At 61.3% G+C, this 13791-nt stretch carries 18 protein-coding genes; 16 read left to right on the forward strand and 2 right to left on the reverse strand.

Annotation, left to right across the window (positions count from 1 at the left end):
- Nucleotides 1-164: 164 nt before the first annotated feature.
- The 6 genes from XH87_RS03705 to XH87_RS03730 all read left to right on the forward strand — a co-directional run bounded on the left by XH87_RS03705 (nt 165) and on the right by XH87_RS03730 (nt 3343).
- Nucleotides 165-647 (forward strand): hypothetical protein, encoded by a 483-nt coding sequence (locus XH87_RS03705; protein WP_271586199.1) that lies wholly within the window; start codon nt 165-167, stop codon nt 645-647.
- Between the two features lie 116 nt (nt 648-763).
- Nucleotides 764-1285: a hypothetical protein gene (locus tag XH87_RS03710; RefSeq protein WP_271586200.1), complete on the forward strand. Its 522-nt coding sequence runs from the start codon at nt 764-766 to the stop codon at nt 1283-1285.
- A 57-nt stretch (nt 1286-1342) separates the two neighbouring features.
- The gene (locus XH87_RS03715) at nt 1343-1609 is read left to right on the forward strand and encodes a hypothetical protein (RefSeq protein WP_271586201.1); all 267 of its coding nucleotides are present in this window, start codon (nt 1343-1345) and stop codon (nt 1607-1609) included.
- Entirely contained in the window at nt 1606-2106 is a 501-nt protein-coding gene (locus XH87_RS03720) for a hypothetical protein (RefSeq protein ID WP_271586202.1), read from the forward strand. The genes XH87_RS03715 and XH87_RS03720 overlap by 4 nt, the downstream gene beginning before the upstream one ends.
- The gene (locus tag XH87_RS03725; RefSeq protein WP_035705037.1) at nt 2060-2281 is read left to right on the forward strand and encodes a hypothetical protein; all 222 of its coding nucleotides are present in this window, start codon (nt 2060-2062) and stop codon (nt 2279-2281) included. The genes XH87_RS03720 and XH87_RS03725 overlap by 47 nt, the downstream gene beginning before the upstream one ends.
- Nucleotides 2282-2350: 69 nt before the next feature.
- Nucleotides 2351-3343: a phage tail protein gene (locus XH87_RS03730; protein WP_271586203.1), complete on the forward strand. Its 993-nt coding sequence runs from the start codon at nt 2351-2353 to the stop codon at nt 3341-3343.
- Here XH87_RS03730 and XH87_RS03735 read toward each other — a convergent pair.
- Complete coding sequence (locus XH87_RS03735) at nt 3336-4415, reverse strand: acyltransferase family protein (RefSeq protein WP_271586204.1); 1080 nt, start codon at nt 4413-4415, stop codon at nt 3336-3338. The two genes, XH87_RS03730 and XH87_RS03735, sit on opposite strands and share 8 nt — an antisense overlap.
- A 57-nt stretch (nt 4416-4472) precedes the next feature.
- Between XH87_RS03735 and XH87_RS03740 the strand changes: the two genes are divergently transcribed.
- The 8 genes from XH87_RS03740 to XH87_RS03775 all read left to right on the forward strand — a co-directional run bounded on the left by XH87_RS03740 (nt 4473) and on the right by XH87_RS03775 (nt 9901).
- The gene (locus XH87_RS03740; RefSeq protein ID WP_271586205.1) at nt 4473-5162 is read left to right on the forward strand and encodes a hypothetical protein; all 690 of its coding nucleotides are present in this window, start codon (nt 4473-4475) and stop codon (nt 5160-5162) included.
- Nucleotides 5159-5389, forward strand: coding sequence for a hypothetical protein (locus XH87_RS03745; protein WP_271586206.1), 231 nt, complete (start codon nt 5159-5161; stop codon nt 5387-5389). The genes XH87_RS03740 and XH87_RS03745 overlap by 4 nt, the downstream gene beginning before the upstream one ends.
- A gap of 1 nt (nt 5390) precedes the next feature.
- A complete protein-coding gene (locus XH87_RS03750) occupies nt 5391-5774 on the forward strand; it encodes a hypothetical protein (protein WP_035705028.1) in 384 nt (127 codons plus the stop codon).
- Nucleotides 5771-6070, forward strand: coding sequence for a hypothetical protein (locus XH87_RS03755; protein WP_271586207.1), 300 nt, complete (start codon nt 5771-5773; stop codon nt 6068-6070). Before XH87_RS03750 ends, XH87_RS03755 begins: the two co-directional genes overlap by 4 nt.
- 62 nt (nt 6071-6132) lie before the next feature.
- Nucleotides 6133-6561 carry a GNAT family N-acetyltransferase gene (locus tag XH87_RS03760; RefSeq protein ID WP_271586208.1) on the forward strand — a complete coding sequence of 143 codons (429 nt, stop codon included), beginning with the start codon at nt 6133-6135 and terminating at the stop codon, nt 6559-6561.
- 203 nt (nt 6562-6764) lie between these two features.
- Entirely contained in the window at nt 6765-8033 is a 1269-nt protein-coding gene (locus XH87_RS03765) for a CaiB/BaiF CoA transferase family protein (RefSeq protein ID WP_158668482.1), read from the forward strand.
- A gap of 89 nt (nt 8034-8122) precedes the next feature.
- Nucleotides 8123-9328 carry an acyl-CoA dehydrogenase family protein gene (locus XH87_RS03770; RefSeq protein ID WP_193374117.1) on the forward strand — a complete coding sequence of 402 codons (1206 nt, stop codon included), beginning with the start codon at nt 8123-8125 and terminating at the stop codon, nt 9326-9328.
- A gap of 9 nt (nt 9329-9337) precedes the next feature.
- A complete protein-coding gene (locus XH87_RS03775) occupies nt 9338-9901 on the forward strand; it encodes a flavin reductase family protein (RefSeq protein WP_271586209.1) in 564 nt (187 codons plus the stop codon).
- 16 nt (nt 9902-9917) lie between these two features.
- On the opposite strand, the gene XH87_RS03780 is transcribed toward XH87_RS03775, so the two are convergent.
- Nucleotides 9918-10835 (reverse strand): NAD(P)-dependent oxidoreductase, encoded by a 918-nt coding sequence (locus XH87_RS03780; RefSeq protein WP_271586210.1) that lies wholly within the window; start codon nt 10833-10835, stop codon nt 9918-9920.
- Nucleotides 10836-10999: 164 nt separating this feature from the next.
- Here XH87_RS03780 and XH87_RS03785 point away from each other — a divergent pair, with 164 nt between their 5' ends.
- Nucleotides 11000-11983, forward strand: coding sequence for an ABC transporter substrate-binding protein (locus tag XH87_RS03785; protein ID WP_271586211.1), 984 nt, complete (start codon nt 11000-11002; stop codon nt 11981-11983).
- 74 nt (nt 11984-12057) lie between these two features.
- Entirely contained in the window at nt 12058-13752 is a 1695-nt protein-coding gene (gene ilvD / locus XH87_RS03790) for a dihydroxy-acid dehydratase (RefSeq protein ID WP_271586212.1), read from the forward strand.
- Nucleotides 13753-13791: the final 39 nt, after the last annotated feature.

Raw genomic sequence — 13791 nt, forward strand, 5'->3', positions numbered from 1 at the left:
GGTTAATCGCCAAATTTGAGCCCCCCGTACGGCTTAGAGCAGGACTAGATGCTCAGGTGAGGCGAGTTGGTTTGGCAAAGCCTCCCTTGCGACCGAGCTCATTTGGGTATTGATGGCGGCGGCAGCAAATCAAGCTCTCGAGTTCGCGGGGGGATAGTTACAGGATGTTTCGGCCAAGCTGGATATGGTTGCTGAATCGGGCTTTGGCTGTGGCCGTCATCGTGACAGCTCTTGAGCTGCCGTCTTATGCGATTGCTGGAGATTACACCGTTTCCTATGCCTTCGACGGTACGACGAGGGCGGACGTCGCCAGAGGCGCGACAGGCGCGTCCAACGAAGTGGGGATCGCGAAAGAATGTCGGTACGGGCAACGTTGCACGATCGAGCTGACAAAATCGGATCTGACGATATCGTTCCACGTTGAGCGTTCAGGGTGGTCCCATAAGGTGACGGTCTTTGCCGATGGCGGCCGCAGCCGCAGCGACGGTTGTTGCTATTTTTTCGGTGGAGATCGCCTGGTTTCAAAGGAGCTTGCCGAGCCATTGCTTCGCCTTTGGATCTACGAAGGGCAAGCTCGCAAGAGAAACGAATACGTTGAAAATCTGCCCTTAGGGCTTCTGTATCTGCAGTTCTCGGACTTCAATTAGTTCGGCGCCCGGGCGCGCCGCCAGCCCCGTCTTTCCCCCTTATTCGTCAGCCGAATCATTCTGCGATCCTTTGTTGGTCGCGGGATCGCTTCGGCATGATTCGACAGGAGTTCGTCATGGCTACCATCGAGCAACAGTATCTGCCTCCCCCGGATTACGAGACGACGATCGCGGAGGCGGACCGTCCGCGTATTTACGATGCCGTTCGCAAGCAACTGGGCGATCTGCTGGAAGGCAATCGGCCCTACTATCCGGATGGCGTCCAGAAGGACTGGCAGGCCCGGGCCGATGATCTGGACCGCTACATCAAATCGTTCAGGAGCTCGCAGGGACACGTCAATGATCCGGCGGATATCCTCGGAGACGTGGTCAGGTACCTCCGCGCACACGCCAAAAACTTCCGCGACAGAATGGAGGGCGTAGGGCCTTCCGACCCGATCGAGCTCCCGCCAGGGCTGTCGCCCACAACCCGAGACAGGAATGAGCTGTACGTGGATCCAAATCCGTTTGCTCCTCCGATGAAGGATGCCCCCGTTCCGCGCCAGGAATGGTCAATCTCGACCTCCTCCGATCGGCCCATAGGCGGGGCCAACAGGCCGGAGCGGCGCCTCGCGCCACCAATATTCTTCCCCTTCTAGAAGCCGCAGTCGTCTCACCGTACCCGATCAATCGAATTCGCGGCAGGAAAGCACACCATGAGCGAAGATAATCGAAACTTCATCGAACGCGCCGGGTCCATCACCGGCAATCTCTACGGCGAGCCAATGTCAATGGAGCGGATCGCGGAGAACTTCGCGCTCTATGGGTTGAAGAAGCGCGTGGCCGCGCTCGAGAGGTTCGATGCCGAACTGGGTGGCGATATTGATTCCAGCCCCCACAGCTTGCGAAAGCGTGTTCAGCTCGTCGATCTGCGCCGGCGCATGGGCAGCCTCCATGAGGCGCTGCGCAAGGCCAAGCGATGACCCATCCGCTGCTGACGGCGCTTGCGCAGGCGCGCCTGCGCGACGCGCCGATGTTCGTCAGATGGTGTGAGCTGAACAGTGTGTCGGCCTGTCCGACGACGCCTGCGTCGGTGGCGCGCTTTGTGACCGACTGTGCGGCGCTCGGCATGGACCGGCTCTGGCCGGCGGTACAGGACATATCGCGGATGCACGTCGCCCTCGGCTTGGCGGATCCTACGCTGGGAGGTCCGGCGGCCAGCGCGATGAATGCGATTGCGGCCATCCCGCCGCCTCGATCTTGGCCGGGACCGTTCAAGCAACGGTTCGCCGCATTACCCTATGACATCCAGGTTCATCTCGCCTCACACGAGGCACAGCGCGAACGCGCGCTCCGACGTGCACAGAACGATGCCGCCTCCGTTCGCCAGAAGCTGGCGGCATTTCAGGCCGAAACAAAGGACGAAAAGACCAATGGCAACCAAGCTGCAACGCGTGACCAGGATCGAAGATCGCATTGAGGAGCTGCGAGCCGAAATCGACGGGATCATCGACGCGCGCGTGGCCCGGATCGCAAGCGAAAGCCCCGGCGTCCCCGCAGGCGTGATCCGCAACCTCCTGACAGCCCGGGCACCGTCGTGTCGCTGCGCCCAGTACCTCGAGCTCCACAGCCGAGAGACGAAAACGCCGGACTGACGGCAGCAGCGACTCATCGAACCAGGCGATCGCGAGCCACGGCATCGCACTCCACATCAAGGATACAGGATGACTCTCTACAAATGGTCTCAAACGGCGTCGGCCGACGCCACGGCAGATTCGACGATCAACTGGGCGGAGGGGCAGGCCCCTTCCAGTGTCAACGACTCGGCGCGCGCGATGATGGCGGCGATTGCCAAGTACCGTGATGACGTCGCTGGTGCGATCGTGACGACCGGCACCAGCACGGCCTATGCGGCCAATACCTATCAGGTGTTTCAGTCGGTCTCGCAGCTGAACGGTCAAGTGATCGCGTTCACGCCGCATGCGACGAATGGAGCGACCGTGACGCTCAATGTAGACGGTCTTGGTGCAAAGCCGCTTTGGTCGGCGCCCTCTGTTGAATTGCCTGCTGGCGTTCTGGTGCAGGGCACGCCTTATGCCGCGCTTTACAATGCGAGCGATGCAGCGTTCTATCTTCATGGGTTCTTCAACAGCCCGTATTCCATCCCGATCGGCGCCAGCGTTGACTTCTGGGGCGCATCGGCGCCGAACAGCTCGTTTGTGCTTGCCTACGGTCAGGCCATATCGCGAACGACGTATTCGACCTTGTTCTCAATGTTCAGCACGACCTATGGAAGCGGAGACGGTTCGACGACGTTCAATGTGCCGGACCTTCGTGGGCGCGTTATCGCCGGCAAGGATGATATGGGCGGAATCAACGCGTTTCGATTGACTAGCACCTACCTTGGATCAGCTGCCGATCAACTGGGATCGGTAGGCGGTTCGCAAAGCCACACACTGACCTCCTCCGAAATGCCGAGCCACAATCACACGCTGACCGATCCGGGCCACGGCCACTCCATTGCTCCGGCAATCTTCCGCGGACTGGCTGCGTCAAATGCCGGTTCCTTTGGTTTTCCAAACGGCAGCACCGCTACCGGGGACCTCTCACTTGCGACAGCGACTACAGGTATCTCACTTGCTAACACTGGCGGCGGCGCTGCGCACGCAATCGTTCAGCCTACTATCATTGCCAACAAGCTGCTGCGGGTTATCTGACAGCAAGGCGTGAAAGGTACTGAGCAAGCCGCTTGTGTCGCATCTCTGTGAACACTGCGAGGATAGCGGCAACGACATTCGAGAGGATGACGAGCGGGGCGAAGACCAGCCATCCGCCATCCTTCCAAAGCAAGAACGCTGGATACATAATCGTATGGTGGATCAGATACAGGGTGAAGGAGTACCCAGCGAGAAACCGGACGATCTTCGAGAACGCATCTGAGCGCAGAAGGCGGCCAGCTTGCGTCACACCGACGATCCCAAACACGAATAGGAGTAGCAGCGGATAGGTTCGGGGCTGGTACTCGTGGTAGGGGCGTGCAACCAGAAGATAGATCACGGCTGACGCCAATGTTATCGCGAGCGATGTGCCGGGGCTTGGAAGCCAACGACGCGCTAGAACGAAGATAGCGGCGCCTCCAAGCCAAAGGAGAAACAGGGACTGACCCACGCCATCATCCTGAAGTGCGCCAAAAATGTAGTGCGTAGGAATTTGACCAAAGAAAAGAGCGACGGGAATCAACGACAGCGATTTCATTCGTCGTGCGGCCAAGAAGAATATCGCAGCGACGAATAGGTAAATGTGCCATTCGATGACGAGAGTCCATAGAGGGCTTCCAGACCCGAATGTCGGCAACCGCGGGAAATGACCTTCAAGAGGACCGCGGTAGGTCTCAAGCAGGAGAACGTTCCCGAGGAACGTTCTCAAACTGTAGTTTGCCGAGATTGTTGCATCGCCGATGAAATGCAGCGTGGCAGCATCGAGAATTGCGATCGCGATCAGGCATGGCAGCAGTCCGGAATAGATGCGGGCGGCGCGGTCGATGAAGAACTGCTGGAAGCCGTACTGAGGGTCTTTCGACCTCTCCACTAAGGTATGGCTGATCAGGAACCCCGACAAGACGAAGAACAGTAGCACGCCAACGTTTTGTGGGAGCGGGAATTGGCCGCCACGTAGTTGGGGCATGAAGAACGATAATCCGTGGCCGATACAGACGGCTTGCGCAGCAAAGCAGCGGAGAGAGTCAAGCGCGAGTGATGTGTCGTTCTTGGAATAATGCAGACTAAACACGCGGACCCATCCAGATGGCCGCGGACCTTACCACTCAACAACTAATCCGAGCAACCCATGGTAGACTTCGACGCCCTCACTCGGGCGAACCTACGGCGCTGGCAGCAAGCCAAGCCCACCCGGAAGACGCTGAGCGACAGCGTCGCCAAATCGCTGGTGGCGGCCAAGAAGCGCTACCAGGCCGTCGAGGCAGAAACCGCCGTCCCGTGGTCGGTTATCGCCGTCATCCACCAGCGGGAATCGTCTCAGAATTGGAGCCGCTCGTTGGCCCAAGGAGACCTCTGGAATAAGGTCTCCGTCCACGTGCCGGCCGGCCGCGGTCCGTTCAACTCGTGGGAAGAGGCGGCAGTCGATGCGCTGCTCAATTGCCACCCGCGTCTTGCGAAACGCAAGGACTGGTCTCTTGCTGGCGTTCTGATCGCGCTGGAGATGTACAATGGTCTTGGTTACGCCAGCAAAGGCGTTGCGAGCCCATACCTGTGGGCGGGCACCAATCAATACAAGTCCGGAAAATATGTCGCTGATGGGCGGTACGATCCGGACCACGTCGACCAGCAACTCGGCTGCGTGGCGCTGTTGCTCTCGATGATGGCGATCGATCCCGCCATTACATTCACGGGCACCGAGGTCGCGCCGTCGGCGCCACAAGCACCGCACAAGCCTCCTTCCGGCGTCACCCCCTCGAAAGGCTCCATCGGCGCGTTCATCGCCAACGTCTTCAACGTCATCTTCAGGAGGAAGTCATGACCATCTCGCTCGATAAGGTCAAGGTCTGGTTCAAGGATTCCGTGACGATCCTGTGGGCGCGCATTCAGTACGTCCTGGGAGTGCTGGGCGCCGGCCTGATCGCGGCGTTTTCCGGCTACGATTTCACGCAGCTCACGAGCATGGACGCAAGATCTGCGTTCAAGATGCTGCTCGCGGTTGCGACCGCTGGCGTGTTGACCGAAATCGCACGGCGCCGGACGCTCTAAGATGTGGATGACCATCCTCAGCTTCCTCGGCGGTCCGGTCATCAAGGGACTGATCGACGCCTACCAGGCCAAGCTCAAGGCCGGCAATGTTGATAGCAAAATCGCGGCAGATCTCGCGGCGAGCGAGATCGCGTCGCAGACGGCGGAAGCCAACGCCGTCATGCAGTACCGCATTGCCGAGATCGGGCACTGGTACGAGCCGGACAAGCTGATGGGCTATTGCGTGGCGCTCTATTTCGCAAAGCTCCTGGTCTGGGACAAGGTCCTTGGACTTGGCTCGACGGATGCTCTGGCGGGCTTTGCGGCAATCACAGCCAATCTTGTGGTCTCGTTTTATTTCGCCAAGCGCGGCTTCGAGAATGTTGCGAGGATCATCAAGCGGTGAAGATGCCAGACGACGAAATCAGGGCCATTGTTACCGAAACCCTAGCTGAGCAGCACAGGCTCCAGCAGGAAAGCGTTGATGCAATCATATTGAAGGCGGTGGCGTCGGTGCTGGCCTCTTTTGGAATCGAAGACGATGACCGAAGGGAGCTGAGGGCTGATTTCCAGCACCTGCGGAGGTGGCGAAAGAGCGTGGAGCAGGCGCAGAGCTACACCTTCAAAGCCGTGATCACGGTGCTTGCCACCGGCCTGATGGGGGCCGTCTGGCTTGGTGTCAAGGTCGTGCTGGGCAAGTGAACTTTCACGGCGGCGACAGCGCTGCACCAGCAGTCACGTTATTCCTTGCGGACGGCCATCCCATGTACAGAATTCGCATTGTCGATGCATCCGACGACGACGTCGCCGATGCATTGTCCGATCTGCATCAGTCGACATTCCTCGATTCGGCCGCCATGCCGCAATTCGAATTGGGCGCGTGGTGGTTGGCCTATCACGGTGATGATGCAGTCGCTTTTGCCGGCGTCGTTCCATCCACGCACGTAAGAAATGGCGGCTATTTCTCCAGAGTTGGCGTGCTGCAACGGCATTGGGGACGCGGCCTTCAGCGAAGATTGATGCGTGTGGCCGAGGCGAGCGGAAGGCGTATCGGATGGGACAGCATCGTCTCTGATACGACGGACAATCCCATATCTGCGAACAACTTCATCCAGGCGGGCTATCGGCTCTTCGAGCCCGAGGCGCCCTGGGCCTGGGCGCATACGCTCTATTGGCGAAAGTGGCTTCGTTGAGCAGGGTTTCCCACCGCACGGAACGTGCCTCCTATAGCGTTGAACGGCCGGTACGAGTTGTAGCGCGACCTCGTGTGCCTGAAATGTCCTTTTTGCGTATTGAAGCGATGCGGGTGAAGCACTTGCGAAGCCGGCGGCGCCGGGCTTTAAGTCTGTTCCTGCGAGAAATTCGGCGGCCACAAGCCGATAAGGGAGCGCTATCGATGCCCACCAAGCCTCAACTGCCGGTACGTTCGTCACGAGGGACGGGAGGGCCGACTGCGCTCGATGGTCTTTTGGTCGTCGATTTCACGCGCGTGGTCGCCGGCCCGGCCTGCACCCAGACGCTCGCCGATTTTGGCGCGCACGTCATCAAGATCGAGAATCCCGAGGGTGGCGACGACACGCGCGCCTATGAGCACGCCGAGATTGGCGGCGAAAGCGCCGCCTATCTCAGCCTGAACCGCAACAAGCGCGGCATTGCACTCGACCTTGCCGTGCCGGCGGCCCGAGAGATCGCGCTGGATCTGATCCGCAAGGCAGATGTGGTCGTGGAGAATTTTTCGAGCGGGGTGATGAAGAAGTTCGGGCTAGACTATGAGTCGGTCGCGCCGCTCAACCCGCGGCTGGTCTATTGCTCGATCTCCGCCTACGGTCGCACCGGACCGTTCGCCGCGCGGCCCGGCTTCGATCCCATCACGCAGGCGGAAAGCGGCTTCATGTCGCTCAACGGATTTGCCGACGGCCCGGCGGTTCGTACCGGTCCGCCCATCGTGGACATGGCGACGGGGATGTCTGCCTGCAATGCCATCCTGCTGGCTCTGCTGGCCCGCGATCGGCTCGGCCGCGGCCAGCACGTCGAAGTCGCCCTGTTCGACATCGCGATGGGGATGACCGGCTTCTATGGCATGGCCTATCTCATCAATGGCGAAAACCCCGGCCGGTTCGGCAATTCGCCCAGCGGGTCTCCCACCGTCGGCGTCTACGAAGCCTCCGACGGGCCGCTCTACATGGCCTGCGCCAACGACCGGCTCTACCGCCGGCTCGTGGTCGAGGTGTTGAATCGGCCTGATCTCATCACCGATCCGCAGTTTGCGACGCGCAAAGCCCGTTCGGAGAACAAGGAGCTCTTGCGGGCTGCCATTGCGGAAGTCTTTGCAAGCGATACTCTCGAAAACTGGATGGCGAAGATGAAGGCGGCCAATATCCCGGTCGGCTATCTCCGGACGGTCGAGGAGGGGTTCAATGCGCCCGAGGCTCGCGAGCGTCATCGCTTGAACCGGATTCCGCACCCTACAGCGGAATGGGTGCCGAATATCGAGCCGCCGATCACAATGAGCCTGACCGGCGCGATTGATCCCGTTGCGGCACCTCTGTTGGGCGAGCATACGAAGCAGGTCCTGGATGATACGCTCGGCTACGACGAACGTCGGATCGCGAATTTTGCCGAGAAGGGCGCCTTCGGCTCGGTCAAGCCTCCAACGTCGGCTTGACTCATTCCCTCGGCTTGATTTGACGAAGGTCCCGCCGCATAAATGTGTGAAAGCGAGGGACACGCATGGCACCTGGCCAGGAGCCGATCATGACCCAGCCCACAGGCCAGCAAGCCCGTGGAGAGGTCTATACGTCGATGATTGCGAAGGGCCGGGCGCTTCTGCCGCGACTTCGAGAGCGTGCGGCGCGGACTGAGGAACTGCGGCATCTTCCGACGGAAACCGAAAGGGACCTCCACGACGCCGGCCTGTTCCGGATGCTTCAACCGGCCCGGATCGGCGGCGCAGAGCTCGACTATGTCGCCCTCGTCGATTGCGCAGAGCTGCTCGGGCAGGCGGATGCGTCGGTGGCCTGGAATCTCGCCAATCTGGCGAGCCATCACTGGATGCTCGGCATGTTCGAGCAGAAGGCGCAGGATCTGGTCTGGGGCCGTGATCCGGATGCGCTGATCGCATCCTCGTTCATTTTTCCGGCCGGACGCGCCACGCGGGTCGCGGGCGGATACCAGCTGCATGGTAGCTGGCCATTCTCCTCCGGCGTTGCCTCCTGCGGATGGAACATGCTTGCAAGCGTGGTCTACTCCGACGACGAGGCTGATGGCATCGAGTATCGAATCTTTCTGCTGCCGAAAGGCGATTATAAGGTGCTGGACACCTGGAATGTCGCCGGGCTGCGCGGGACGGGATCTTGCGACGTGGAGGTCAGGGACGCCTTCGTGGCTGACCATATGACGGTCGCCGTCGGGGACCTTGCCGGTGGTCCGACGCCGGGAAGCAAGGTCAATCCGAATCCGCTGTATGCGCTTCCCGTGTTCTCGCTGTTCCCGTACGTCCTCTCCGGTGTCGCGCTGGGAAATGCGCAGGCGTGTCTCGACGATTATACGGAGGTCGCACGTCATCGAATTTCAACCTACAACCGCGCCAAGCTGAGTGATTTTCAAAGCACGCAGATCAAGATTGCGGAGGCCTCGGCGAAGATCGACGCCGCACGCCTGATCATGCGGTCGGCCTGCCTCGAAGCCATGGAGCACGCGCGGCGCGGTCACATCCCTGACATGGCGACCAAGACCAGATATCGGCGCGACGGATCTTTTTCAGTGAACTTGTGCACGGACGCAGTCTCGATGCTGTTTGCCGCGAGCGGCGCGCGCGGTCTGTTCACGAGCGGCGTGTTGCAACGGCAGTTCCGTGATGCGCACGCGATCAATTCACATCTCGCGTTCAACTTCGATGCGGCCGGGACCAATTATGGACGGGTGGCGCTCGGCCTGCCGTCCGAGAATCTCACGCTGTGAGGTCGGCCGATGAATGATCTGCCGAAGCAGCCCCGCGCTCCCGATCCCGCCAACGAGTTCGCGAGCGACAACTCTCAGATCGATCCTCGCGACTTTCGCAACGCGCTCGGAACCTATGCAACGGGCGTGACGATCATCACGGCGGCAGCGCCTGACGGCAAGCCCTACGGGCTGACATGCAATTCGTTCGCGTCGGTCTCGCTGAATCCGCCGTTGGTTCTGTGGAGCCTCGTCGTCTATTCCTCGAGTTTGATCATCTTCCAGAACGCCAGCCATTTCACCGTCAACGTCCTCGGCGCCTCGCAACAGGCGCTTGCGAACAAGTTCGCAAAATCGTCGGACGACAAGTTCACGAGCGTGGACTGGACCCCTGGCCTCGGCAACGCGCCAGTGCTCGGCGAGAGCGTTGCCAACTTCCAATGCCGCTCCGTGAATCGCTACTATGGCGGCGATCACGTGATCTTTCTCGGGGCGGTCGAGGCCTACGCCTACAATGCAAAGGAGCCGCTGCTTTTCGCGCAAGGGGCGTTCGGCCGCTTCATGGCCGACGATGAACGCAAGAAGGCGCCGTAACGCGCTTCAGGTCGCCCTAGACAGCCTCGCGCTCTGCCGCTGAAAGCCTGTAGATCTCCAGCGCGTCCGCTTCCGCGCCGCGAGCGGCCTTGGCCAGCCTGAAAAGCTGTCCGGCAAGCGAGGCCATCGGCACCGGCGTCGACGTCGCCTGTGCGACATCGGCGACCGTATCGAGATCCTTGAGCATCGTGGCGATGTGGCCGAGCGGCGGGGTGTGAATGCCCTGCACCATCCGCGGCACGAACAGCTGGAGCGGAATGGAATCCGCAAAGCCGCCGGCGAGCGCTTCCGGCAATCGGTTCGCGTCAATCCCGGCGTTCACGGCTAGGCGCGTTGCTTCCGCGAGCACCGCCATTGCGCATCCGACGATCACCTGGTTACACAGCTTTGTGGTCTGGCCGGCGCCGATTGGGCCCATGTGAGTGAACCTGCGCGCCATGGTCAGCACATAAGGCCGCACCCTCTCGATGTCGCCAGCTTCTCCGCCCGCCATGATGGCGAGTGTGCCTTCCTCGGCGCCCTTGGTGCCCCCGGACACTGGCGCATCGATCCAGCGCGCGCCGTTTGCGTTTTTCAGTCGCGCTGCAAGGTCGCGCGCGGCGTCAGGATGGATCGACGAGAAATCGACGACAAGCTTGCCTGCGCCAGGCGCCGCTGCCAGACCCTCTGGTCCGAAGATCACCTTCTCGACCGCCGCCGCATCGGTCACGCACATGAAGACGATGTCCGAGTTTGCCAGGAGATCACGAGGCGTGACCGCGCGCTTGGCGCCGGCCTCGGCGAGCGGAGCCACCTTGCCCTCCGACCGGTTCCAGACCGCAACCCGATAGCCGGCCTTGAGCAGGCGTCGGCTCATCGGCGTTCCCATGAGTCCAAGGCCCAGGTAGCCGAGCCTCTCGCTGGCTTGCGCGTTTGCCTTGCTCTCATCAGCCATAGGTTGCCTCCTTCTGTCGCAATGCGACGCCGCTTTACCATACATTGCGCATCGGACGGCAAAACCGCCTGGCTTGCATGGCTTGCCTGATTGTTTGAACCATGAAACATTTGAGGCGGTCGGGTTGGGGGCGCCGGTCGGCGCCGGAGCAGCGGAGTGGCACGATGCGAACCGTTTCGAAGTGGGTCCTGGCTCTGGGAGCGGCTGCAGCCGTGAGCGCGGGGGCAGGCCCGTCATGGGGGCAGCAGACGATCCGCGTCGGCTGGACGATCCCGGCAGAGGAATCCAAGTACTGGATGATGCGCAGGCCAACCGAATTTCCCAATATTGGTAAGGCCTACAATATCGAATGGACCCAATTCCAGGGCACCGCGCCGATGACGCAGGCCCTTGCAGCCGGCGCGCTGGATTGCGCGACGCAGGCGCCGCTATCGCTCGCCAACGGCGTGGTCGGCGGCAATCTCAAGGCCTACATCGTGGCGCAGCACGTCTTCGAGAAGCCTGGCGGTTTCTCGGTCTACTGGGCGGTCATGGATAACTCGCCCATCAAGACAATCGCCGATCTCAAGGGCAAGACGGTCGGCATTTCCGTGATCGGTGGCGGCACGCAAGGGCCGTTCAACCTGCTTCTGAAGCAGAATGGCGTCGATCCGGCCAAGGACATCAAGCTGGTCGAGGTCGGCTTTGCCGTCTCCGAAGATGCGCTCCGCCAGGGCCGCGTCGATGCGGTCAACATGAACCAGCCGTTTGCCGCGCGCGCGGAGGCAAGGGGCGGCACAAGGAAGCTGTTTTCGCTGTCCCAGGCCATGCCGAACATCGTGCACATTCTGGAAGCGTGCCGTGCCGATTTCGTGGACAAGAACCCCGAGTTGGTGAAGGCCTATGTCCGTGACATCACGTCGGGCATGAAGAAGGCGCTGGCCAACCGTGAAGAGACCTTAAAGGTCGTATCCGAGGTGCTCAAGGCGCCCATTCCGGTGCTCGACACCTACCTGCTCAAGGACAATGATTTCGGTCGTGATCCTGGTGCAGCACCAAACTTCCCCGCGATCCAGAAGATGCTGGACATCTATGCAGAGACGGGAATGCTGCCCAAGTTGGATGTCGCACAGTTCAAGCATCAGACGATCGTCGCTCCGCTGCAATAGCAGCGGGGGAATTGTCGAGCGTAAGATCGTGGCGTCCCGGATCATCCGGGACGCTGCATGAAGAAGATGCGGATATGAAGAAGTTGCGATCACGAGTCACCACGGATGGGCTCGACCGGGCCCCGCATCGTGCATTCATGCGCGCCATGGGGCTCGACGACGCTGCGATTGCCAAGCCGATGGTAGGCATCGTCAGCATGAAGGGCGAGCAGACGCCCTGCAACATGACCCACGACTTCCAGGTGGCCGCCGCCAAGACCGGAATCGAGGAAGCTGGCGGCACACCGCGTGAGTTCTCGACCGTCTCGGTTTCCGATGGCATCAGCATGAATCACGAGGGAATGAAGTTCTCGCTGTTTTCGCGTGAACTGATCGCCGACTCGATCGAGGCCGTCGTGCATGGGCTGGCCTACGATGCGCTGATCGGATACGGCGGATGCGACAAGACGCTTCCCGGCGTGATGATGGGCATGGTTCGCTGCAACGTACCATCCATTTTCATCTATGGAGGCAGCTCACTGCCGGGCCGCGTGGATGGGCGTACGCTCACGGTGCTCGACTCCTATGAGGCTGTCGGCAGCTTCATGACCGGCGAGATCGACGGCGCCACGCTCGAGCGGATCGAGCGTGCCTGCTTGCCGACGATCGGCGCGTGCGCCGGCCAGTTCACCGCGAACACCATGGGAATGGTCTCCGAGGCGATGGGGCTGACCATTCCCAACGTCTCGATGGTGCCCGGCGTCTATGCCGAGCGTGCGCAGATTTCGCGCCGCGCTGGACGCTTGATCATGGAGATGCTGGAGCGCGGCGGACCGCTGCCGCGCGACATCGTGACGCGGAAATCCCTGGAAAACGGCGCGGCGATCGTTGCGGCAACGGGGGGCTCGACCAACGCTGCGCTGCATCTGCCGGCGATTGCGAACGAGGCAGGCATTGCATTCACGATCGATGACGTGGGCGAGGTATTCGCCAGGACGCCGTTGATTGGGAATTTGCGTCCCGGAGGCAAGTACACGGCAAAGGATGTCTACGACATCGGCGGCGCAGCGGTCGTGATCCGCGAGCTGATCCAGAGCGGTCACATCGAGGGCAGTTGCATCACCATCACAGGCCGCACGCTTGCTGAAGAATACGGCGCGGCCAACGCGCCGGACGGCGAGGTGGTTTACGCGTCTCGTGCCCCGATCATGCCTGACGGCGGCGTGGCGGTGCTGAAGGGGAATCTCTGCCCCGACGGTGCGGTGATCAAGGTCGCCGGCCTGAAGAGTCAATTCTTCGAGGGCGTGGCGCGCGTGTTCGAAGACGAGGAAGGCTGTGTCAAAGCGGTTCGGGATCGCACTTACAAGGCGGGCGACGTTCTCGTGATCCGCAACGAGGGGCCGGTCGGCGGGCCCGGCATGCGTGAGATGCTCGGCGTCACCGCTCTGATCTACGGGCAGGGCATGGGCGAAAAGGTGGCGCTGATCACCGATGGCCGGTTCTCCGGCGCGACCCGCGGCATGTGCATCGGCTACGTGGCCCCCGAAGCATTTGTCGGCGGTCCTCTGGCGCTGGTTCGCGACGGCGACAGGATCCGGATCGATGCCGCAAACCGGCGGATGGATGTGCTGCTCGACGAGCAGGAACTCGCCGCGCGGCGACGCAATTGGAATCAACGCCCGCCGCGTCACCGTGCAGGTGCGCTCGCAAAATATGCGCGACTGGTCGGCCAGGCGCCGGGCGGCGCCGTCACGCATGAAGGCCCGGCAGAGTGGCCGTGGTTCGAATGACGCACCCCACGGGTGCGAAAACGGCCGCCTGTCTGGCAG

Origin of the sequence: Bradyrhizobium sp. CCBAU 53415 (assembly GCF_028128735.1) — a bacterium.
GTDB lineage: Bacteria > Pseudomonadota > Alphaproteobacteria > Rhizobiales > Xanthobacteraceae > Bradyrhizobium.